Raw genomic sequence first — 22,984 nt, 5'->3', positions numbered from 1 at the left:
GATTTGATCGTCATTCAGGCTGAATCACACCCAATTCAACCTCTTGAACAACCAAATCTCGAAGACCACCAGCACACCCAACAGCCCGCATACAGCCCAAAAGGCCCAGGGCGTTTCCGCCCCCGGCATGCCAGCGACGTTGATTCCCAACAGCCCGGTCAAAAGCCCCAAGGGCAGGAAAATCCCAGCGACGATCGAAAGCAGATAGATACGGCGGTTGGCCATTTCGCCGATGCGGTTAGCCATCTCGTCCTGCACCACGGCGGTACGGTCCCGTGCGGCCTCCAACGCCTCGACATAGCGCGTGACCTGATCAAGCGCATGGCGCAACCGATTTCGGTCATCCTTGGAGAACCAGGATGGCGGGCCTTCGAGAAGCTGCTTCAAGGCGTCACGCTGGGGGGCGACGTAGCGTCGCAAGCGCACGATCTGAGTTCGCAGCCCATAAAGTTTTTGCCGGATATCGGGGGTCTCTTCCTCGAGGGTCTCCACCTCCACATCGTCGATGGCTTCCTGCAGGCTTTGTATCGTTGGCTCCATGCGTTGCAGCAAGCCACCGATAACCTGAGTGACGGCGCCGCCGATGGTCGAGGGTCCCTGCCCCTTCTCCAACTGATCGCGAACATCCTGAACGGCCATGATGCGAAAGCGGCGCAGGCTGATGACCCGCTTTTCCTCAGCCCAGATGCGCAGGGTGATCATGTCTTCGGGATCGGCCCCCGGGTTGAGGTTGACACCGCGCAAAATGAGAAGCAGTCCGCCTCCATCGAAGGACTCAAGGCGCGGACGAGTCTCTTCGGCCAGGATGGCGTGCAATGCGGCTGAGGGTAAGCCGCTTTCCCTGACCAACCAGTTCTGCGCATCGCTCTCACTGCGATCCAGATGGGCCCAGTAAGGCGGCTTGTCCTCTGCCGTGCCAAGGTCCGCCAAGCCGCAGTCCTTGATGGTGCCACCGCCCAGATACCCTGCAAAAATAACGCCCTTGGAAACTGCCCCTGCTGTTGCGGGCTGGTTCACATCTGAAGGCTTGCCGGTCATTAGCGGTCCTCCCGAACTCCATGGCGTTTGCTGCGCAACAGGTTAAGGCTTTCAACCAGGATAGAGAAGGCAACGCCGAAGTACAGATAGCCCTTCGGAATATGAAAATGCAGACCATCGGCAATCAGCGCCATGCCAATCATCAGCAAAAAGGACAAGGCCAGCATCTTGACCGTCGGATGACGCTCCACGAAGGCGCTGACCGGTTCGGCGGCGAACAGCATGACGACCATGGCGGCGACGATCGCCGCCACCATTACCGGCACCTCGTCGACCATTCCAACGGCGGTCAGAACCGAATCAAGAGAGAATACGATATCGAGGATACCGATTTGCAGAACCACCAGGGCAAAGCCCTGCGCCACCGCCTTGCCGGTTGGCACGATCCGGGGACCGCCCTCCACCTCATGATGAATTTCTGAGGTTGCCTTGTAGATCAGGAAAAGGCCGCCAGCAGCCAGAAAGATGTCGCGCCAGGACCAAGGCTCGCCAAACGCCATGAACAGCGGCGCCGTCAGGCCTATGATCCAGGCCAGCGTCAACAAGAGAAGAAGGCGTGTAACAAGGGCGGCGACAAGCCCGAAACGGCGGGCCAGGGGCTGTTGATTCGCCGGTAAGCGCTGGCTGATGATCGACAGGAAGATCAGGTTGTCGATGCCCAGCACGATTTCCAAAGTCGCCAGCGTGATGAAGGCGATCCAGATTTGCGGATCGAGCAACAGTTCCATGGTGCAATCACTCCGAAAACAGCGTGGGTGGCAGGACTCGACCGGACAGTCCGATTATCGCTGGATTCAGGTCTCTTCGGAAAGTCCGATTGCCTTCAATGCTTTCTCTTGCCGACGGCCGAGCGCTGCGGCATCGAAATCATCGATCAGCCCCCGGAAAGTGCGATGCCAGTTCACATTCGCCTTTAGGTGCATGAAGACCGAGCCAAGGCCGATTGCCGCGCGATCCATCAGGACGAATTCACGCGGCGGCTTCACGCCGCCCAAGCGGCGCAGCTCCTTGTGAACCCGGCCTGCCACCTCGGCGCCGTAAATACCGCTCTGCCCCGCCATAATCGGTTGGGCTTTGTCTTCCAGAAGCGGCGCGTATAGGAACCCCGCCCAGATATTCAGCACCTCAAGCAGTTCGCGATTGATCGTGTTGAATCCCCAACTCCGGTATGCCTCGACCGCCAGATCCTCGTCATCGTTCTCCAGGGCGTGATAAAGGTCGATGACGCCCTTAACGAAGGCCGGCGGGAAGATACGGATGCAGCCGAAGTCCAATAGGTTGATAAGGCCCGCCTCGGTGATCGAATAATTGCCAAGATGCGGATCGCCGTGAATGACACCATACCGATAAAATGGCACGTACCAGGCCCGGAACATGTTGATTGCCACCCGGTCGCGCATGGCTTGATCGTCCCGGTGGCGGTCGATGAAGCGCAGCAGTCCGTCGCCATCGAGCCAGGTCATGGTCAGGAGCCGACGCGTGGTAAGCGGGTCTTCCACCTCCGGCACACGAACCCCCGGCTCCTCCGCCAGCATCCGCTCGTAAAGCTTCATGTGGCGCGCCTCGCGCTCGTAGTCCAGCTCCTCTCGCAGGCGGTCGGATAGCTCATGAAAGACATCGCTGGTGTCGATGGCCCGGTCATAGCGCCGATAGAGCGACAGCACCATTTTCAACTGCTTCAGGTCCGCTTCCACTGCGGAGCTCATGTCGGGATACTGCAGCTTGCAGGCCAGCTGCCGACCCGCCTCGTCTTCTGCTCTATGTACCTGACCCAACGAGGCCGCCGCGGCGGCCTCACGCCCAAAGCTGGCAAAACGCGACTCCCAAGCCGGTCCCAGTTCGGTGCGCATCCGACGGCGCACGAAATGCCAACCCATCGACGGCGCGTTGGACTGAAGCTGCTGAAGCTGCTCCGCGTACTCGCGCGGCAAGGCATCGGGAATGGTCGCCAGAATCTGCGCCGCCTTCATGAGCGGACCCTTCAGACCGCCAAGTGCCGTTTTCAACTCTTCGGAATGCTGAGCCCGATTGAGTTTTCGGCCAAGCATGCGCGATCCGAGGAACTGCGCCGCCAACCCGCCGACCGATGTCCCGACCTGGGCATAACGCTGCACCCGGCGTCCCACACGGGAATCCTCGCCTTGAAAGCTTTTCGTCTTATCGTCGGGAGTTTCTGGCTTGGCCATGATGCCTTCTTGTTCCGCTGCAATGAAATTACTGCAGCAAGATGTAGGGCGGGCCAACAGCCTTTCCAGCTATGCCGCCCCCAAACGCCCCCCGGCAAGCGGCTCCAACGCATCAACGACCTTGCTGCTGACGGGTGTTGGCACGCCCGCCTGTTGTCCCAAGCGGACCACAGCGCCGGATAGCCAGGGAAGCTCCAGCGCGTTGCCGCGCTCAAGATCCACCAGCATGGAAGGCTTCATCTCCGGCGGAAGCTGCTCCACGTTATCCAATCGCCGCGCAACGACTTCCTCGGTCAGTTTGACGCCTCGCGCCCGGCCTACCGCTACCGCTTCCTCCATCAACGCCTGGAACAGCGCCTTGCCTTCAGGATCGCCGCGCAAAACGCCGATGGCCTCGCGCCGGTAACAACATGCCCCCGAAAAAGCCGTCAGCATGATAAACTTCAGCCACAGCTGAAGCTCCATCTCGCCCGACAATTCGCTGTCAAACTTGGCTGTCTGGAACAGTGACAGAACCGCACGCGCCCGATCGCTTACGCCTTCCTCCAATTCACCAAAGGTCAGCTTGGCGCGTTGACCGACATGCTCGATGACGCCGGGCGCAACGATATGGGCGGAAATATAGGCGATTCCTGCAAGGACGGCATCGCGCCCCAGAACATCGGCCAGCATCATTTCCGCCTCGACGCCGTTCTGGAGCGAAATGCAGAGCCCCTCGGGCGCCAACAGCGGCTTCACCAGTGCCGCCGCCTCGGTCGTGTCCTTTAGCTTGACGCAAATCAGCGCCAGATCGAAGCGCCCCGGTTCGTCCAGGCGATCCAGGAGGACCACCGGTTTCAGATGCAAATCGCCGGCGTTGGAACGAATTTTGAGCCCGGCTGTCGCCATGGCGTCCGCATGACGCCCGCGGGCCACAAACACAACCGAATGCCCGGCTTCTGCAAGACGACCGCCGAAATAGCCCCCGACGCCGCCCGCGCCTACCACCAAAACGCGCATGACACCACCTCCGCCGACTTACTTGGCCAAAGCCTCGCAGGCACGCTTTATTCGCAGACAGGCATCGTGCAAGGCCTCGGTGGAAGTCGCATAGGAAATCCGGAAGAAAGGCGATAGGCCAAAGGCCTCGCCCTGCACTACGGCAACGCCTTCGGACTCCAAAAGGTAGGTAACAAAGTCACCATCGGACTCGATGGTTTTGCCCTGTGGGGTCTTCTTGCCAATCAAACCGGCGCAGGAGGGATAGACGTAAAATGCGCCTTCCGGCATGGGGCAGCGCAACCCCGGGCAGTCGTTCAGCATCTTGACCACCATGTCGCGCCGTTCCTTGAACACCTTGTTATGGGCCGGGATGAAATCCTGCGGACCATTCAGGGCCTCTACCGCCGCCGCTTGACTGACCGACGAGGGATTGGAGGTCGATTGTGACTGAATCTTGCGCATCGCCGTGATCAGGTCCTTCGGACCGCCGGCGTAACCGATACGCCACCCCGTCATGCAGTAGGCCTTGGAAACACCGTTCACCGTTAGCGTACGATCCCGCAACTCCGGTTCCACCTGAGCCGGCGTACAGAAGACGAAGTTGTCATATACCAAGTGCTCGTACATGTCGTCGGTCATAACCCAAACCTGCGGATGGCGCTTGAGTACATCCGTCAGGGCCTTCATCTCGTCGAAATTGTAGGCGGCACCCGTGGGGTTGGACGGCGAGTTCAGAATCAGCCATTTTGACTTTTTGGTAATGGCCTTTTCCAGGTCATCCGGTTGCAGCTTGAAACCCTGCTTTTCGGTACAGGGGATAGCGACCGGCTCACCGCCCGCCAACAGCGCCATGTCTGGATAAGATACCCAGTAGGGCGCTGGGATCAGCACCTCGTCGCCTTCATCGAGTGTGGCCATCAGCGCGTTGTAGAGCACCTGCTTGCCACCAGTCCCGACCGTGATCTCCTCGGGGCTGTATTCCAGGCCGTTCTCGCGCTTGAACTTGGCCGAGATAGCGTCCTTCAAGGCCGGCGTTCCATCAACCGCGGTATAACGGGTGTCGCCCCCGTTAATCGCGGCAATCGCAGCCTGGCGAATATTCTCCGGCGTATCGAAGTCCGGTTCGCCGGCGCCCAGACCGATGACATCCTTGCCGGCAGCCTTCAACTCGCGCGCCTTGTTGGAGACGGCTATTGTCGGCGAGGGCTTGATACGGGACAGGCGTGAAGCAAGGAACGGCATCAGGAGATTTCCTCAAGGTATCGTAAAGTGAGATTAAGCGGCGCCAGGCAGCCGCAACACCGCCGAAGCTATCGAACGCAGGTTTGCAAGGCAAGCCGCATGACGACCATTTTTCGCCGATTCGCCCGATCTTTATGCGGAGCCTCCATGCCTCGCTTTTGCCACTAAGTCCCGCCAGATCGCCGCTTTTCGGTCCAAAGCACGCCCCTTGGCTGCTGTTTCATCGAAGCGTTCTAGAAGCGATGAGAACAGGGGACTAAAGCGATGTTTGAGCCAAACAGTAATCTCACCTACCGGCAGGTTATCCCGCAACGCCAGCAAGCGTTCCTCAAGCAGATGAGCACGACGCTTATTTTGGTGTTGCTTTGGATGGCCATCATGACGGCCCTCATGATCCTGACCGGCCCCAACACGCTGCGCGCCCATGCAAGTGAAGCGCCGCCCGCCGGGCTGTTCTTCCAGGGTGGCGAAAGCGGTAAGGCCTATGCGGCGCCGCTGCTCAAAAGCGATGTGGTTATCGACCTGGAAGGCCCCGTGGCGCGCGTCACCTTGCGCCAGCGCTTTCGCAACCCGAGCAAGCGCTGGCTGGAAGGCGTTTACGTCTTTCCGCTGCCCGAAGGCTCGGCGGTCGATCGCCTGACACTGCTGGTCGGCGAGCGCAGGATCGAAGGCGAAATTCTCCCTAAAGCGGAAGCGCGTAAGGTCTATAACGAGGCCGCCAGCCAGGGCCGCAAGGCGAGCCTGCTGGAAAGCGAGCGCCCAAACGTTTTCGCCACCGCCGTCGCAAACATCGCGCCCGGCGAGGAGATCGCCGTCGAGATCGGATACCAGGATCGCGCCGACTTTCGCGAAGGGCAGTACAGCTATCACTTCCCGATGGTCGTCGCACCTCGCTACACACCGGCCAGCCAACCGACTGCTAATCTGGTCGGGAGCGGCCTGCCGCAGAGGCAAGGCGACCTGTTCGGACCCGTTTCGCGAAACAGCGATACACCCGGCAATCGCCTCAGTTTGGTGGTAAGACTCAACGCAGGATTGCCGCTGGACCAGATCCAAAGCCTCAACCACCCGGTGCGCATCGACGATATGGGCCTTGGCAAACGTGTGATCACGCTGTCCGAGAAAAGCGTCGCGCCAAACAGTGATTTCGTTCTCACCTGGCGGCCGGTGCCCTCAGCCCTGCCCAACGCCTCGCTTTTCGGTGAGCAGCGCGACGGCGATTCCTATCTGATGGTGGACCTGTTGCCCCCGGGTTTGCCCGATAGGCAAAAGCCGGATTTACCGCGCGATCTGATTTTGGTGGTAGACACCTCCGGATCTATGTCCGGGCCATCAATTCGCCAAGCCAAGGCCGCCCTGAAGGCAAGCCTGGACCGACTGACGCCGCAGGATCGCTTCAACGTTCTACGCTTTTCTCACGACTTCTCTCAACTCTACGCCAGCGCCCAGCCGGCGACGCCCAGCAACTTAACTTACGCGCGCAAGGCGGTTGATAGCCTGACGGCTGACGGCGGCACCGAAATGCGCCCTGCCTTGGAAGCTGCGCTCGCGGAACGTCCGGCCACGGGTCGCCTGCGGCAAGTCGTCTTCGTGACCGATGGCGCCGTTGGCAACGAGTACGAGCTGTTCCAGGTCATTGCGCGCCGTCTTGGTGGAAACCGGCTGTTCACCGTCGGCATCGGATCCGCTCCAAATGGCTTCTTCATGCGCAAGGCCGCCGAGGTTGGCCGCGGGAGCTTCACTTGGATCGGTAAGGTCGAAGAGGTCGAGGCGAAGGTCGCGGGGCTTCTCAGTCAACTTTCAAACCCGGCCATGACGAACCTCTCCCTTGCCTTACCCAGCCACTTGCGAAAAGACGCCGAGGTATATCCAAAGGTACTGCCCGACCTCTATGCCGGTGAGCCGCTGCGCTTCACGGTCAAGCTGCCGGGCGCCCGTCTTGCGGACCTGCGTGGCAGTCTCCTTCTGAGCGGTGGCCTAGGCGGCGAAGCCTGGAGCGCCGTCCTCCCGATGGAGGTCGTCAACCCTGGTCGCGGTCTTGCCGCCCTTTGGGCGCACGACAAGATCGAGGAGATCGAGGATCAGGCGTACCAACCCGGCTTCAGCGGCGACCAGGAAGCCCTGCGGAGCGCGGCCACCGAGGTGGCCCTGGCCCACGAGCTGGTGACTCGCTACACAAGCCTGGTCGCTGTCGATGACTCAGAGATCGCCCGTCCCAAGGACGAGGGCCTCGTAAGCGGTGACGTCGAGCGCCCCCTGCCAAAAGGTTGGGAGGCCGACAAGGTCTTCGGCCCGGACAGCAGCCCAATGGAGGCACCCGACGAGGGCTTGTTGCGGAAGTCCTTCCTGCCGTCCCAGGAAGCAGAACGCCTACAGCTTGTCGAAGTGGTTCTGCCTCAGGCCAGCCAAACAGCAGGCAAAACGCTGGGCTTGCCGCAAACGGCCTCGCCAGCGTTCCAAAAGTTCCTCGCAGGTATCCTTTTGCTAGGGGTGGGCCTCACCCTCTTGCTCCTGGCGCTAAGGATGCCTCGCCCCCGGCGGCGCTTGGTGCCCGATGTCGGCTAACCTTCCCCGACAGCGGGCCCGGCTGCTGCTGCCCGCCGCCTTGCTGCTGGTCCTCGCGGGCTGGCAGCTCGGCGGCGCGGCCCTTCTCCAGGCCAAAGCCTGGCTGGCACCGCTCCTGATCGCGGAAGCCTGGGAGGAGAGTCTGGAAAGCCAATCACCGGTACCGCCCTGGCCCTGGTCGGATACCTATCCGGTCGCCAGGCTCGACATACCAAGTCTCGGGATCAGCCGCTATGTGCTGGCCGGCACGGGTGGCGACAGCCTGGCTTTCGGCCCCGGCCACCTGACAGGAAGCGCCCTGCCCGGCAGCACGGGGCACAGCGTCCTCGCCGCGCACCGGGACAGCCATTTCGCATTCCTGAAGGACCTAAAGCCCGGCGACAAACTTCGCCTGCAAGGCCCCGATGGGGGTTGGCATATCTATGAGATGGAAGCCGGCAGGCTGATCGACACACGGCGCGAACTGTTCCGCTTCGACCCCGACCGACCGGCCCTGACACTGGTCACCTGCTACCCCTTCGACGGTTTTGATCCGAACACGCCTTTGCGCTACCTCGTGCGTGCCAGACAAGTTGCCGCGAACTAGGCCCCGCCGCCTTTCCTTCCCGGGCCGGGCGCACTACATTGTCGGCCATGCAGGAAAGCAGTCCCGTCCCTCTCGATCTCGTCCCCGCAACCTTTGAAAAACAGGATTCGCGGCCTCTGCGCGTGGTTTCCGAGTATGAACCTGCGGGCGATCAGCCGCGCGCCATCGAGGAGTTGACCCAAGGACTGGTTCAAGGCGAGCGGGATCAGGTGCTGCTGGGGGTTACCGGTTCGGGCAAGACCTTCACCATGGCCAAGATCATCGCCAACACCCAGCGGCCCTCTTTGATCCTGGCGCCCAACAAAACGCTCGCCGCCCAGCTTTACGCTGAGATGAAAAGCTTTTTTCCGGATAATGCGGTCGAGTACTTTGTTTCCTACTACGACTATTACCAGCCGGAAGCCTATGTGCCGCGCAGCGACACCTACGTGGAAAAGGAATCTTCCATCAACGAACAGATCGACCGCATGCGGCACTCCGCCACCCGCGCCCTGTTCGAGCGCGAGGATGTCGTGATCGTTGCCTCGGTATCCTGCATCTATGGTATCGGCTCGCCGGAAACCTATTCAAAAATGATCGTCGATTTGAAGGTCGGCCAGCAGATTGAGCCCAAGGCGATCATGAAGGCCCTGGTCGAGCAGCAATATAAACGCAACGACGTGGCATTCCAACGTGGCGCCTTCAGGGTGCGTGGCGACACGCTGGAGATCTTCCCCGCCCACTATGAGGACCGGGCCTGGCGCCTGTCTTTCTTCGGCGACGAGATCGAGGCGATTCACGAGATCGACCCTCTGACCGGCGAGAAGATCGAGCCGCTGGAAAAGGTGCGCGTCTACGCCAACAGTCACTACGTGACGCCGCGCCCGACGCTGCAACAGGCCGCTAAGCTCATTCGCATCGAATTGAAGGCGCGCCTCGAGGAACTGCGTTCCGCTGGCCGCCTTCTGGAGGCCGAACGTCTGGAGCAGCGCACGACCTTCGATCTGGAGATGATCGAAGCCACTGGCGCTTGTGCCGGGATCGAGAACTACTCGCGATTCTTGACCGGGCGCGCGCCGGGCGAACCACCTCCGACGCTATTCGAGTACCTGCCAGACAACGCGCTTCTGTTCGTGGACGAAAGTCACGTCACCATCGGCCAGCTCAATGGCATGTTCCGGGGTGACTTCGCCCGAAAATCAACCCTCGCGGAGTACGGATTCCGGCTACCCTCGTGCATCGACAACCGCCCGCTCAAGTTCGAGGAGTGGGAGGCCATGCGCCCGGCGACCGTTTACGTGTCGGCTACGCCGGGTAAGTGGGAGCTACAGCAGACCGGCGGCGCTTTCTCGGAACAGGTCATCCGACCCACCGGTCTGATCGATCCGGTTTGTATCATCAGACCGACCGAAACCCAGGTCGACGATGTGATCGCCGAGTGCCGAGACACCGTTGAAAAGGGCTTCAGGGTGCTGGTGACGACCCTCACCAAACGCATGGCCGAGGACCTGACGGAATACATGCACGAGGCCGGGTTGAAGGTTCGCTACATTCATTCCGATGTCGAAACGTTGGAGCGCATCGAGATTATTCGTGACCTGCGACTAGGCGTCTTCGACGTTCTCGTCGGCATCAACCTCCTGCGGGAAGGGCTCGACATTCCCGAATGCGCCTTGGTTTGCATCCTGGACGCGGACAAGGAGGGGTTCTTGCGCTCGACCACCTCCCTGATCCAGACCATCGGCCGCGCTGCGCGCAACGTCGAGGGCCGGGTGATTCTCTATGCCGACCACGAAACCGACAGCATGAAGGCCGCTCTTGGCGAAACGCAGCGGCGTCGCGAAAAGCAGATGGCCTTCAACCAGGAACACGGCATCACGCCGGAAACCATCAAGAAGCAGATTTCCGATATACTGCGGTCCGTCTATGAGCGGGATCATGTGACCGTCGATACCGGCGACGAAGGCACCCAGCATCTGGTCGGCCACAATCTGAAGGCTCACATCGCCGATCTAGAGAAGCGCATGCGCGACGCAGCCGCCAATCTTGAGTTTGAGGAGGCCGCGAAACTGCGCGATGAGATCAAGCGCCTGGAGAACCAGGAGCTTGAACTGCCGCCAGGCAGTCCAACCGGATTGGTCGACCGCATCGCGCGCGCAGATGCCCTTTCCAAGGCTCGTAGATCCGGCGACGCGAAAAGCGGCAAGCCTAGAGGCCGTCGCAACCGCCAGGCTCGCTAACTTTCCTCTCTCACTGCATCTCCGACGGGGCCGCTCAAGGTCTTGTGAGGTGATTTTTCGGCCATGCCCTGTAGAACTACAGGCAAGTAGAGCCAAAAAAATGTGGGGGACAAAATGGCCAACAAGAAAAAGCAAGGAAGAACACGGAGCTCCAACGGACGCGGTCTGAACTGGGGAGGCCCCAAGAAAAAAGCCAGCCGGTGGGAACCTCTTGCCATCGTGGCGTTAATGCTTGCAGGCGTGGGATACTTTATCTGGTCATGGTCAACGGACCAGAAACTGGAGGAAACGCTTCTCGCCCTGGCCGCTGAAGGTGAGCCTTTGCTGGAAGAACGATTGGAGCGCCATCGGGATAACGGGCGACGCCATCTGGGCCTCGGTGAGATTTTTCAATACGGCGACCGCTATCCGACAAGCGGGCCCCACAGTTCCATCTGGACCCGCACCGGCGTCCACGACAGCCCGCAACCGAGTATCAATCTCGTACATGCGCTCGAGCACGGCAATATTGTCATCTATATTGACCAGCCTGCCGCCGATGTACGTAAAACCATCGAAGAATGGGCAGGGCTCTACACAGGGCAATGGGATGGAATTGTCGTGACCGCCGACCCGGGATTGGGCGAAGGGATGGTGCTCTCTGCGTGGCGACACCGGATTCAGTTGGAACGCTTCGAGCCGGAGATCGTTGCTGCCTTCATCGATCGTTTTAGAGGGCGGGGACCCGAACAGGCCGTGCGTTGAAGAATTTGACGATCACAGGGCCATGCAAATGGCAGGACCCGACGATCTGACAGGAAAAGGGGCTTACGTTGCAAGTCAGCAGATTAAGCTGGCCGCCGTCTTTGCAACATTCCTCGTCATCTTCCTACGCGATCCCGAGATACTCATCCTTGGCCGCTTCTGGGCCGAGGAAGGTGTTGTTTATTTCTCTCTCGTTTGGAACGAAGGATTCTGGGCCCAGGCATTGCTGCCCTTCAACGGCTACTATTCGCTGTTCGTCTGGTTGGCGGTAGGGCTGGCGACGCTGGTACCGCTCGACTACGCCCCTCTCGCGACAGGATACGCAACCTTGCTGGTCATGATGACCGGACCACTCCTGATTCTCTACGCTCCGCTTAGTTTTGAACTTTCATCCGGATGCAGGGCCCTATGCGCGATCTTTCTCACGCTGCCCTACGTCAACACGGGCGTCTGGTTGAACAGCATCAACGCGCAGTTCTTTTTTGCGATGGCCACGGCCCTGTTGCTGATTTGTGATCTCTCCAGCCGCCGCTTTCTCATGATCGCCGCCTTGCTCGTATTGCTTTCCGGGCTGACGGGCCCTGTTTCGGTCTTCCTGACGCCTCTTTTTCTAATGCGTGCCTTTATAAGCCGAGAAAGGAACTGGTGGTTTCTGGCGCTGCTTCTAACGCTTTGCGCGGCATTGCAAAGTTGGTTCATGGTGACGGCCTTACTCGAAGGGCTGCGTAGCACAGGGGGGGTGGAACTACTGGGGCCTCGCCTCGCAGGGTTCCTCCTCAAACTCCTGCTCTATCCCTTTATGTTGGATGGCGCGCGACATGTCGCCGACGCCGTCGAGCAGGGAGGACTCAGTACGATCATCCCCCATATTCTGGCTGGCCTTGCCTTGGCTTCATTTCTTCTGCATTTGGCCTGGCATAGCCCTCACAAGACCGGCTTGTGGCTTTATGCGGCCTTATTACTGGGCTCCGCCTTGAGCTTCGCGGGGTCCTTGCAAGTCGAAGCGCCATCACTGGAGCAGATCTTCCATCACAAGAACGGCGGTCGTTACTTTGTAATGGGTAATCTGCTTCTCGCCCCGCTTCTCCTATTGCCTTACCGCGGGCCCCATACCTGGTTGGCGCAAGTGCGTTACCCGCTGACGGTTCTGTTGCTGGCTACCGTCGCATACTCCTATCAAACGCAAAAACTCCAGGGCGCAGTCTGGCCGGATGAGGTTCGCCAATGGCGCGAAAACTCCAACTATTGTTTGCAAATTTGGCCGGGGAATCCGCAGGTGGGCATCCACAGTTGGAAAATGCGATTGCTTCCGGATCAGGAGAGAGGCGTCCGGGCCGTTCCCTACATGGACTGCATGCCCCAACTCCAAAGTAACTAGTCGCCCGTCCTAGATCCTACACCGGGACCCGCAGACGCACCCGGAGACCACCAAGGGGCGACGCCTCCAACCGCACATCGCCGCCATGGCTTCGCACGGCGTCGCGGGCGATTGTAAGGCCCAGGCCCGTGCCGCCGGTTTCCGGATTACGCGAGGTATCAAGCCTGAAGAAAGGCTTGAAGACGTCCTCGCGCATCTCCTCGGGAATGCCAGGGCCGTCATCATCAATGACAAGAACGACGTGCGGCCCTTCGCGCCCCAGGCGAATCGAAACGTTGTCGCCATAGCGCAGAGCATTACTGACCAGATTTTGAAGGCAGCGGCGCATGGAGTTGCGCCGCAACGGCAGTGAAACCTGCTCCTCGATATGGACGTCCAGGGTTTTACCCTGTTGATTCGCCAGTTCACGCTGGGTCTGCTCAACGACCTCGCTTAGCAGATCGCCAAGCGACGTCGGGCGCATGGCCTCGCTTCCCTCGCCTCGCGCAAAGGCCAGATAACCCTCGATCATGCGTTCCATCTCCACGAGATCAGACCGCAATTCCTTTAACTCGGGACCATCACCGATCAAGGCGAGGCTCAGCTTCATGCGTGTTAGCGGCGTGCGCAGATCGTGGCTGACACCGGCCAACATTTCCGTGCGCTGTCGCATCTGTCGCCGGATACGGTCGCGCATCTGGATGAAGGCCGCAGCGGCCTGGCGTACTTCGGTGGCACCTTCCGGAGTGAAGGACGGCGTATCACGTCCCTTGCCAAAGCGTTCGGCGGCGCGCGCCAAGCGCCGGATCGGCCGCACCTGATTACGCATGAACATCGTGGCGACGCCAAAAAACAAGATCGAGCTGCCGACCATCCAGATTACGAAGAGATCGGATGTCGAATTGAACAGACGTTCGCGGTGTATCTCCGCCCGAAGCACGCCGTCGAGCATCTGCACAAAGACCACCACATTCTGGCCGGCTTGTTCGCTGTCGATGGAGACATTGAAGGAAACGCGGCGGTTCAACGCCCGGCGCAGCTTTCTGACCATGTAGCCTTTCCGCGTGGCGTGGTCGGGTGGCAGCGTCTCGTGCTGCTTGAAGGAGAGCTTCATCCATAAGAGGTTGCCATGCAGGTTGAAGATTTCCTGACGCTTGGCTGGGTCTTCCTCACGCAGCAGATGCTCGGTCACGACCGCGATTTCGCTGGCGAGCGCGCGTGCGAGGTTATCGGTGATGTAGTCGAAGTGGCGATCGTAGAAGACCCAAGCGGTGATAATCTGCACGAGAATCAGCGGCATCACCATGATCAGCAATGCGCGACCGAGCAGCGAACGGGGCAAAATATGCTTTATCCTTTTGCCCAACCGCCAGGGATCGCGCCAATCGAAACCGCGTGAGTCGCTGAGGCCCTCGCCTCGGCCCATAGCCTTGGCAGGACGTTCGGCGCCGGTGTTTTCCGTAGGGTTACCAACCGTCATCGCGCTTCGCCCTTATCGCCGCGCCAATAATTGGGCGGCTGTGTCGACCTGCAAACTCGTAGCCTAACGGCGGGGCTAGACCCGGTCCACCATCAGTACATATCCGATTCCTCGAGACGTCTGTAGATGCCGAGGGAACCGCGGGTCGTCTTCAATCTTGCGACGCAGGCGGGTGATCTGTACATCGACCGTGCGCGCACCGGACCCGGCGGCGGTGTCTTCACCCAGAACCTCGCGGCTGACCACCTGTCCTGGCCGACGGGCCAAAGCTCTCAGAAGCTGAGCCTCACTCGACGTCAAGTGCACGAAGGCATCGCCTCGACGGAGCTCCCCGCGATTGAGATCGAAGGTGAATTCCCCGAAACAGACCTCATCTTCAACCTCGATCTCCTGCGGGCGACGGCGCAGAATCGCTTTCAGTCGAAGAACTAGCTCTCGCGGCTCGAAGGGCTTTGAAAGATAGTCATCGGCCCCGGCCTCCAGGCCTTCGATCCTGTCTGCGACATCATCGCGCGCCGTTAGCAGTAAAATGGGAACATCGTTCTGGCGCCGCAAATCTGAAGCCAGCTCGAGTCCGCTTTCGCCGGGCATCATGATGTCGAGTATCAGTATATCAAACGACAGACCGCGCAGCCTTTCACGCGCCTCCGCCCCATCGGCAGCCGTCGTGACACGGAAACCTTGCTCGCTCAAAAACTTGCGCAAGAGACTCCGCAACCGTGTGTCGTCATCAACAATCAGGATATGTGGTGTGTCGTCCATCATCGCAGCATCATACCGCATCCTGAAACTCACGGCAGCAACCCCCGGCACGCCGACTTATCGAGGCGGCCATCGAGGCGTCAATCCAGGAACCGGCGATTCTGCTCATCGATGATTTCTTCCAGCACCTTGCTGAACCCTGCTACCGCATCCGGACCGGCTGTGCGATAAGCTCGGGCGATCCGCGCCGCTTGGCGCTCCGTCAAACTGCGCTCTAGCATCCGCCCCTTATCGGTCAGTGTGAGGAGACGGCGGCGGCGGTCGGAGTCATCCTGCTCCTGCACAATAAAGCCTTCCGCGACCAATTGACCCAGAACGCGCGACAGCGACTGCTTTGTGATCTTCAGAATGCGCAGCAAATCGCTCACGCTGATACCGTCGTTGCGGCCCACGAAGTAGATGACGCGATGATGAGCGCGGCCAAAACCGTACTTGGCCAGAATACGATCCGGTTCACCGGTAAAATCGCGATAAGCGAAAAACAACAGCTCAATCGCTCGCCGAAGTTCCTCCTCGCGAAGAAAGAGTGGATTGGGTCCTGTTTTTACGTCAGCCATGTTGACATATTTTCTTCAAGATGTTACCTGTCATCAACTCTTTGGGTAAGAAAGTAACTCTCCCGCCCCTGTTTTGGACAGGATAGTAGCTTTCGTCACCGAGGATCGATGTGCTTATAAAAGGAACCCACGGGCACGGCAAGTGATCATGCCGGGCCTTTCTATCAAGGAATGAGGCAACGAGCCATGGCAATGCTCCCATTTGACGACCGCGACGGAAAAATTTGGCAGAACGGGCAACTGGTGCCCTGGAGAGACGCGAAGGTGCATGTTCTCACGCACGGCCTTCATTATGCCTCCTGCGTCTTTGAAGGGGAGCGCGTCTACGGCGGTAACATCTTTAAGATGACCGAGCACCATCAACGGCTGCAAACTTCCGCGGAAATCCTGGGCTTCAAACTTCCCTACAGCGTAGCAGAACTCGACGAAGCGGCCCGCGAAGTAGTTCAGGCCAACAATATCACGGATGGCTATGTCCGCCCGGTTGCCTGGCGCGGCAGTGAGATGATGGGTGTATCCGCCCAGAACAACTCGATCAACGTCGCAATCGCAGCTTGGGAATGGCCCGCTTACTTCTCACCGGAAGCCCGCCTCAAGGGAATTCGCATGACGGTCTCCCCGTGGCGTCGACCGGCACCGGACACCGCACCCACGAAATCGAAGGCCGCGGGTCTTTACATGATCTGCACGCTGTCGAAGCATCAGGCTGAGGGCAAAGGCTACAACGATGCTCTGATGCTGGACTACCGCGGTCGTATCGCGGAGGCCACCGGCGCTAACGTCTTCCTGGTGCAGGACGGTGTCATACATACACCCACCCCTGATTGCTTCCTGGACGGAATCACACGCCGCACGGTCATCCAGCTTGCACGGGAGAAAGGCTACGAGGTCGTTGAGCGCCCGATTATGCCGGAGGAATTGGCCAAGACCCAGGAAGTGTTCCTCACCGGTACGGCCGTCGAAGTCACTCCGGTTGCCGAAATCGACGACTATCGCTTCACACCCGGAGAGATCACGAAGCAGTTGTTGACGGCGTACGATGAACTCGTGCGACGTCCGGCGACGGCCGCCGCCAGCGCCGCATAATTTAAGGAAGCGCCGGGCCCCACCGGTGGTTCGGCCTTCGGACACAAAAACGGCTCCCCCGTGTCCTGGGGAGCCGTTTTCTTTTCCCGCCGATAAGGGTTATCGCGGCTCGCTCATCAACCCTCTGACGATGGCATAGCAACCGCCCAAGAGGACCAGAGTGAAAGGCAACCCGGTCGAAACCGCCATGGCCTGAAGCGATCCAAGACCGCCTCCGAGCAGGAGAGCGATTGCAACTAAGCCCTCGAACACGCACCAGAACACACGTTGCGGCAGGGGCGCGTCGACTTTACCGCCCGCCGTGATGGTGTCGATCACAAGGGAGCCGGAATCCGACGAGGTGACGAAAAATACGATAACCAAGACGATTCCAATGAACGAGGTGATTCCCGCCAATGGCAGCGGCTCAAGCATGACAAAGAGCTTCAGTTCGAGTGATGCCTCCGCAACCGCCGTGTAGCTGTCGTTGACGATCTGGCTGATAGCCGTACCGCCAAACGCCGTCATCCAAAGCACGCTGACCACCGAGGGGATCAGCAACACGCAGATGATGAACTCCCGCACGGTGCGGCCACGGCTGACCCTGGCGATGAACATGCCGACGAAGGGCGACCAGGAAATCCACCAAGCCCAATAGAAGGACGTCCAGCCCTGGCTGAAGTTGCCATCCTCGCGTCCCACCGGATTGGATAGCGCCGGCAGGTATTCGACATAAGCTGCAAGATTCTTGAAGAACCCACTGACGATCGCGAGCGTTGGGCCGACAAAGATGACGAAAACCAACAGCAGGAATGCGAGCACCATGTTGATTTCCGATAACCGCTTGACGCCCGCGTCCATACCGGCCACGACGGAAGCCAGGGCAACGGCGGTGATCGCTGTGATCAGAATGACTTTCGAGAAATCTGTAGCCTCTATGCCAAACAGATAGTCCAAGCCACCACTCGCTTGCTCCGCCCCAAAGCCCAGCGATGTGGCCAGCCCAAACAGCGTCGCAAAGACAGCCAGCACATCGATGATGTGCCCAGGCCACCCCCAAACGCGCTCTCCGAAAATGGGATAGAAAATCGACCGCATGGTCAGCGGCAGCCCCTTGTTGAAGCTGAAAAGCGCCAAGGCCAAGGCCACAATTGCATAAATTGCCCAGGGATGCAGACCCCAGTGAAAGATGGTGGCAGCCATGCCAAGCCGCCGAGCTTCTTCGGCGTTGCCCGCTGCTCCAGCCAAGGGCGCCCAGCTATCGGGCGTGCCCGCATCTGCGGCAAGAGAAGACGTGAAATGCGAGATCGGCTCCGAAACGCCATAGAACATCAACCCGATGCCCATGCCGGCCGCAAAAAGCATCGCAAACCAGCTCGCGTAGGAATAATCCGGTGTCGCATCCATGCCACCCAGCCGAACTTTCCCCAACGGCGATATGATCAGGAAAAGGCAAAGCAGCACGAAGATATTAGCCGCGCCGATAAAAAACCAATCCAAGGAAGAAGTCAGCCAAACCCTAATATCATTGAAAATCGGCCCGACACTGTTCTGGAAGGCCAGCGTGATAAACACGAAGGCAACGATTGTCAGCCCTGAGATAGCAAAAACCGGATTGTGGATATCCAACCCGAAGGGCCCAACGCTGGCGGTGATATTGTCCTGGCCTATCTCATATTCGGTTTCAATTACATCCGCTGCCCCATCGGGGCCTGCGCCTAGATCATTTGTCATTGTTCCCTCTCTTTAATTCGCTGGGAGACCCGACCTTGGGTTATCCAGAAAACGTCGTTAACGGACCACGAACACCGACACAGAGGCATGCGATGCAAGCTGTCCGGCGTGCGAAGCAAAAATGTGATCGGATAGGCCAGGCACGTGCGAAGCCATGACGATGAGGTCGGCGCCTGATTCCTCGGCTGCGCGCAGAAGCGTTTCGACCAGATCAACGGCCGGATCGTGGCTGCTGTAAGGGTGAGTCGACGCCACAATACCATGTTTGGCGGCTTCCTCTTTGCCGAATGCCGTCAGCTTTTCCGCATATTCTTTGGGGTTGTGCGCCACTTGGTTCGGCTGGCTGGATGTAACACCGACATAGACCACTGGCGCGTTATAATGCTTTGAAAGATCAGCACCAATCTTAAGCGCTTTTTCGAGACGGGCACGATGTGCTAGGTCAACAGGAATAAGGATCCTCTCATACATGTATTACTCCTTTGAATTGCTTTACCCCCCCGCTCAGCACATGTTCTTAGAACGTTATTATCGATGCTGCCATAATTTCTATGAAGCATACTTCCATAAAGTTTCGACCCGAACCATGAATATTTAGTTTGAGCAAAGATTGTTCTTCTGATAGCGGCTCAAAATGCAAAAAGCCCGCCAGACGGCGGGCTTTTTCCATACACCGCCCTGGTGGGCGGCATTTGGCTCTGTCGGAGGCTCAGCTCAGGCCGAGTCCGCGCAACATCAACGGGTTAACGGAAATTTTCTCAGCCAAGGCAACCTTCGAAAACGGCTTTTCGACTGTGCTATGCCGGAAGAACCCAAAAAGCTTCAAGATCGACATTTTTCTCTCCTTGGCCATAAAGACCGCTTTTCTGGCCCAAAGGGACCATTCATCCTAACGTTTCAACGAGCCCGACGGTCGTTGCGCGCCATCGGCGCGTAGGGATTGAGTACCAGACCGAAATCAATGCTGTCGGCGACCCGAAGCAACGCAAAAAAGAAACCTTTCACCGACATGGCGACCTCCATATGCAATACGACCTCTAGTGGTCTGATTAATCCTTAACCTGACTCAGGAGATAGTCGCTTATCCGCGACTGCACAAATGCAGTTCTTGCGCCTGAGCTATGTCATTTATGCAGGATGCTGCACCGCAATATAAGCGACCGCCGATCTGGCCTTCATGCACCCTCTGTTCGAATATGGATTGTCTCGCCACAGTGCTTACAATGCACGGCATCCGGTTCATGGCGTTCTAAGCCGCATGACGAGCAAACGTGCTGCACCTTTGCGGGCCTGAAAATCGTCTGCGCCAGACGTAAGAATAATGCCACGCCGAAGATCATGATTACGATCGTCAAAAGGCGGCCCAGGGTGTCGGTCATGATGATGTCGCCATAACCGGTCGTGGTTAGCGTTGTAACCGTGAAATAAAGTGCATCCAGGAAATTGGTGACATCGGGATTTCGGCGCCCTTCCAGCACGTAGACCACGGAGGCGACGAAAAAAACGAACACGAACAAATTGACCGAGGAGCGCAAAACCTCCTCGTGCAGGCGAAACCAGCGCGAATGCTCACGCAGTTCCTTCAACAAGTGATAGGATCGCAGGAGGCGCAGCATTCGCAGCACCCGAAGAAATGCCAGGTTTTCGAAGAGCAACGGCGCAAGCAGTGAAATTACCACCACCAGATCCACGATGTTGCCCGGTTGTACAAGCGCGCTGGCCGGGCGATGGGCCGTGGCGACTCGTGCTGCAAGATCCAGGGCTACCAACACTGCGATCAGGTAGTCCAAGCCGAAGAGAGAAGCCTCGGTCGGCAGAACCGTGGTCACGATGAAAAACCCGATGGTGACTATATCGAAGGCGATCAACGCAAACCGAAACCGCTGCGAGGTTTCGCTGGTGCCGTAATAGAGCTCTCTCAAGCGCGCGCGCAAACTGCCCTCCTCTAGAAGCGTTATCGATGCATCTTTTCGGGGTGCCTGTCACCGGGGATTTGTCTTGCCCGGCTCAACCCACCGGTCCAGTCAAGGCCAGCCACACAAAACAAAGCAGACGCAAAATTGCAATAATTTATAGTTTTTTGTAATAAATGACATGTTTATTGCAATCTGCTAACCTTCCTAGGGGAAGGGAGTTGGCTATGAATAACCTGTCCGTGCTTCGGACGGCAGTCCTCGCTATTATCGTGCTTGCAAGCGCGTCTATCGCGCAGGCTGCGGAAATCGTCCCCTACAGTGGCCCCAACGGCAATCGGCCGGCGATGGCGACGGGCCCGGATTTAGCCCGAACGGGGTCCGCTCTCCGCAGGCTCCTGGGCGAATTTCAGGCTAACCAAGCCACAGCACCCGCCCCGCCGTTCATTGCCAGTGACCGTAGCCTTCTAGTCTCCAACGGCCACGTTTTGGTGAATGCCGTCGCCGCCGGCACAGGCGCAGCCCTGGAATCGGATTTGCGCGGCCTAGGCCTCAAGGACCATGCCAGATACGGGCGCATGGTTTCCGGCTATCTGCCAATAGGCCAGATCGCCCGTGCCGCGGCCCTAGGGTCGCTGGGGTCGTTGCAAGCCGCCCGCGAACCACTGGCATTGCAAGTCAATTACGGCGAAGTGGTCGGGCAGGCGATCCCCGCACTCCGCGCCGACGAAGTGCATGCCGTCGGCATCCTCGGCACCGGTACCGTGGTCGGCATTCTTTCCGACAGTTTCGACGCAGACTCGGATGCGCCGCGCTCGATGGCGCAAGACATCGCAACCGGGGACCTTCCGGACGCCGCCGACATCAATATCCTGCTGGACGGTAACAGTTTCTGCGGCGCGAATTGTATCGACGAGGGGCGCGGCATGGCCCAACTCGTGCATGACGTGGCGCCGGGCGCAGCCATCGCCTTCCATACCGCCTGGAACGGCCAAGCCGGATTCGCCGCCGGCATCGAAGCCCTTGCGGCACTCAACCCGGCCCCCGACGTCATTGTCGATGATATCATTTACTTCGATGAGCCCTGGTTCCAGGACGGTGTCATCGCGCAAGCGGCCGACGCGGCCAAAGCACAGGGCATCCCCTACTTTTCCTCAGCCGCCAACAGCGCCCTGGAGGCATATGACTGCCGCTTCATTGCGTCGGGAGAGCCTTTCAATGGCAGTGCCGGAGATGGCTCTCTACATAACTTCGCCGTCAATTGCGATACCGGCGCCCCCACTGGACCCAGCGACTATGGAATGGCGATAGAGGTGCCGCTCGGCACGGTGGTAACCATCGCGATACAGTGGAAGGACCCCTACCGAAGCGCCTGCCCGGAGGGCACTGTCGGTTGCGCCGAGGCCAGTATCGACCTGGATGCCTACTTGGTGGGAAGCCACGCAATACTCGGTTCGCCGGTGGGGGCCGCCACGGCGGTGGACAACAACACCGGCCCCACAGGGACCGGCGACCCGGTCGAGGTTCTATCCTTCCCCAACATCGATTTCTGGTTTGATGAAACCTTTGAAATCTGGATCGTTGCGCGCGGCCCTACGAACCTTCCGGCTGGGGCTACGCTAACCGACGTGAACGGCAACCCGCTTGAATTCAAGATGATCGTCTACAGGGGAAATACGCCGAACGAACATTTCCCCGGTGCACCGACCATCGTGGGCCACATGAATGCCGAAGGCGCCGAGGCGGTTGGGGCGGCCTATCACCTCAATTCGCCCTACAACGGTGTCGACCCCGCGCTGCTGGAAAGCTTTTCCTCCTGGGGCGTGACGCCGGTTCTGTTCAACTACGACGGCTCCAGCAAGCCGGAGGCGGAGTGGTATCGCCTCAAACCCGGAATCACCGCGGTTGATGGAACCGACACGACCTTCTTCCCCGGGTTCGTCGGAGATAGCGATGGCGACGGCTTCGTGGACAGTGACGTCGACCAGAACGGTTACCCCAACTTCTTCGGCACTTCCGCCTCCGCACCGCACGCGGCAGCGGTGGCGGCGTTAATGCTGGAGGCAAACGCAAGTCTGCTGCCCGACGATGTGTACAGCCTCTTGCGTAGCACCGCGCGTGATATGTGCGACAGCGATCCGGCCACGCACGATTGGTGCCCCTCGTCCGGCTACGGTCTCATCGACGCTTGGGAGGCCGTCCAAGCCGCATCGGGCGGTACGATCAATGCGCCTCCGACCACGACCGATGATTCCTACAATGGACTCGAAGACCAGCAGATCGCGGTCGCGGCGCCCGGCGTACTGGGCAATGACAGCGACCCGGAGGGATCCGCCATCACGGCGGTTCTGGGCAGCGGCCCGTCGGCGGGTAGTTTGTTGCTCAACGCGGACGGAAGTTTCACCTATGACCCGAACCCGGACTGGAACGGTATTGATAGCTTCACCTATAGAGCGCGCGACACCGAGGGTCGGGACTCCATCCTGACGACCGTGACGCTCGACATCGCCGCGGTGAACGATCCGCCAGCCAGTCTGGATGATTCATACTAAACG

General features: G+C 59.2%; 19 protein-coding genes. 7 read left to right on the top strand and 12 right to left on the bottom strand.

Annotated elements, in window-relative coordinates:
* Positions 1–24 precede the first annotated feature (24 nt).
* The 5 genes from ABIE63_RS13475 to ABIE63_RS13455 all read right to left on the bottom strand — a co-directional run bounded on the left by ABIE63_RS13475 (position 25) and on the right by ABIE63_RS13455 (position 5,447).
* Positions 25–1,038 carry a zinc transporter ZntB gene (locus ABIE63_RS13475; RefSeq protein ID WP_354505016.1) on the bottom strand — a complete coding sequence of 338 codons (1,014 nt, stop codon included), beginning with the start codon at positions 1,036–1,038 and terminating at the stop codon, positions 25–27.
* Positions 1,038–1,766 carry a TerC family protein gene (locus ABIE63_RS13470; RefSeq protein ID WP_354505015.1) on the bottom strand — a complete coding sequence of 243 codons (729 nt, stop codon included), beginning with the start codon at positions 1,764–1,766 and terminating at the stop codon, positions 1,038–1,040. Before ABIE63_RS13470 ends, ABIE63_RS13475 begins: the two co-directional genes overlap by 1 nt.
* A gap of 66 nt (positions 1,767–1,832) precedes the next feature.
* The gene (locus ABIE63_RS13465; protein WP_183417685.1) at positions 1,833–3,224 is read right to left on the bottom strand and encodes an AarF/ABC1/UbiB kinase family protein; all 1,392 of its coding nucleotides are present in this window, start codon (positions 3,222–3,224) and stop codon (positions 1,833–1,835) included.
* A 69-nt stretch (positions 3,225–3,293) separates the two neighbouring features.
* Complete coding sequence (locus ABIE63_RS13460; RefSeq protein WP_354505014.1) at positions 3,294–4,223, bottom strand: 2-dehydropantoate 2-reductase; 930 nt, start codon at positions 4,221–4,223, stop codon at positions 3,294–3,296.
* A gap of 18 nt (positions 4,224–4,241) precedes the next feature.
* Positions 4,242–5,447: an aspartate transaminase gene (locus ABIE63_RS13455; protein ID WP_354505013.1), complete on the bottom strand. Its 1,206-nt coding sequence runs from the start codon at positions 5,445–5,447 to the stop codon at positions 4,242–4,244.
* 264 nt (positions 5,448–5,711) lie between these two features.
* Here ABIE63_RS13455 and ABIE63_RS13450 point away from each other — a divergent pair, with 264 nt between their 5' ends.
* The 5 genes from ABIE63_RS13450 to ABIE63_RS13430 all read left to right on the top strand — a co-directional run bounded on the left by ABIE63_RS13450 (position 5,712) and on the right by ABIE63_RS13430 (position 12,939).
* Positions 5,712–8,012: a marine proteobacterial sortase target protein gene (locus ABIE63_RS13450; RefSeq protein ID WP_354505012.1), complete on the top strand. Its 2,301-nt coding sequence runs from the start codon at positions 5,712–5,714 to the stop codon at positions 8,010–8,012.
* Complete coding sequence (locus ABIE63_RS13445) at positions 8,002–8,598, top strand: class GN sortase (protein ID WP_354505011.1); 597 nt, start codon at positions 8,002–8,004, stop codon at positions 8,596–8,598. Before ABIE63_RS13450 ends, ABIE63_RS13445 begins: the two co-directional genes overlap by 11 nt.
* A gap of 47 nt (positions 8,599–8,645) precedes the next feature.
* Positions 8,646–10,817 carry an excinuclease ABC subunit UvrB gene (gene uvrB / locus ABIE63_RS13440; protein ID WP_354505062.1) on the top strand — a complete coding sequence of 724 codons (2,172 nt, stop codon included), beginning with the start codon at positions 8,646–8,648 and terminating at the stop codon, positions 10,815–10,817.
* A 114-nt stretch (positions 10,818–10,931) separates the two neighbouring features.
* The gene (locus ABIE63_RS13435) at positions 10,932–11,561 is read left to right on the top strand and encodes a DUF3105 domain-containing protein (RefSeq protein ID WP_354505010.1); all 630 of its coding nucleotides are present in this window, start codon (positions 10,932–10,934) and stop codon (positions 11,559–11,561) included.
* Between the two features lie 28 nt (positions 11,562–11,589).
* Complete coding sequence (locus tag ABIE63_RS13430) at positions 11,590–12,939, top strand: hypothetical protein (RefSeq protein ID WP_354505009.1); 1,350 nt, start codon at positions 11,590–11,592, stop codon at positions 12,937–12,939.
* Between the two features lie 16 nt (positions 12,940–12,955).
* Here ABIE63_RS13430 and ABIE63_RS13425 read toward each other — a convergent pair whose 3' ends face one another.
* From ABIE63_RS13425 to ABIE63_RS13415, 3 genes are all read right to left on the bottom strand, one after another.
* Positions 12,956–14,398: an ATP-binding protein gene (locus tag ABIE63_RS13425; protein ID WP_354505008.1), complete on the bottom strand. Its 1,443-nt coding sequence runs from the start codon at positions 14,396–14,398 to the stop codon at positions 12,956–12,958.
* A 75-nt stretch (positions 14,399–14,473) separates the two neighbouring features.
* Entirely contained in the window at positions 14,474–15,163 is a 690-nt protein-coding gene (locus ABIE63_RS13420) for a response regulator (protein WP_354505061.1), read from the bottom strand.
* 77 nt (positions 15,164–15,240) lie between these two features.
* Positions 15,241–15,717, bottom strand: coding sequence for a MarR family transcriptional regulator (locus tag ABIE63_RS13415; protein WP_354505007.1), 477 nt, complete (start codon positions 15,715–15,717; stop codon positions 15,241–15,243).
* Positions 15,718–15,903: 186 nt separating this feature from the next.
* On the opposite strand from ABIE63_RS13415, the gene ABIE63_RS13410 reads away from it, so the two are divergent.
* Complete coding sequence (locus tag ABIE63_RS13410; RefSeq protein ID WP_354505006.1) at positions 15,904–16,803, top strand: branched-chain amino acid aminotransferase; 900 nt, start codon at positions 15,904–15,906, stop codon at positions 16,801–16,803.
* Positions 16,804–16,902: 99 nt separating this feature from the next.
* On the opposite strand, the gene ABIE63_RS13405 is transcribed toward ABIE63_RS13410, so the two are convergent.
* From ABIE63_RS13405 to ABIE63_RS13390, 4 genes are all read right to left on the bottom strand, one after another.
* Positions 16,903–18,516: a BCCT family transporter gene (locus ABIE63_RS13405; RefSeq protein ID WP_183417694.1), complete on the bottom strand. Its 1,614-nt coding sequence runs from the start codon at positions 18,514–18,516 to the stop codon at positions 16,903–16,905.
* 57 nt (positions 18,517–18,573) lie between these two features.
* The gene (locus ABIE63_RS13400; RefSeq protein ID WP_354505005.1) at positions 18,574–18,987 is read right to left on the bottom strand and encodes a universal stress protein; all 414 of its coding nucleotides are present in this window, start codon (positions 18,985–18,987) and stop codon (positions 18,574–18,576) included.
* Positions 18,988–19,225: 238 nt separating this feature from the next.
* Positions 19,226–19,351, bottom strand: a complete 126-nt coding sequence (locus tag ABIE63_RS13395) for a hypothetical protein (RefSeq protein WP_281369966.1) — start codon at positions 19,349–19,351, stop codon at positions 19,226–19,228.
* 340 nt (positions 19,352–19,691) lie between these two features.
* On the bottom strand, positions 19,692–20,450 hold the full coding sequence (locus ABIE63_RS13390; RefSeq protein ID WP_354505004.1) for a potassium channel family protein: 759 nt from the start codon (positions 20,448–20,450) through the stop codon (positions 19,692–19,694).
* Positions 20,451–20,656: 206 nt separating this feature from the next.
* On the opposite strand from ABIE63_RS13390, the gene ABIE63_RS13385 reads away from it, so the two are divergent.
* Positions 20,657–22,981 (top strand): Ig-like domain-containing protein, encoded by a 2,325-nt coding sequence (locus tag ABIE63_RS13385; RefSeq protein WP_354505003.1) that lies wholly within the window; start codon positions 20,657–20,659, stop codon positions 22,979–22,981.
* The last annotated feature ends 3 nt before the right edge of the window (positions 22,982–22,984 follow it).

This window comes from Limibacillus sp. MBR-115, assembly GCF_040549425.1.
GTDB classification, from domain to species: domain Bacteria; phylum Pseudomonadota; class Alphaproteobacteria; order Kiloniellales; family CECT-8803; genus Limibacillus; species Limibacillus halophilus.
Note: the sequence above shows the minus strand (reverse complement) of the source record. Positions and strands in the feature narration are given on the sequence as shown.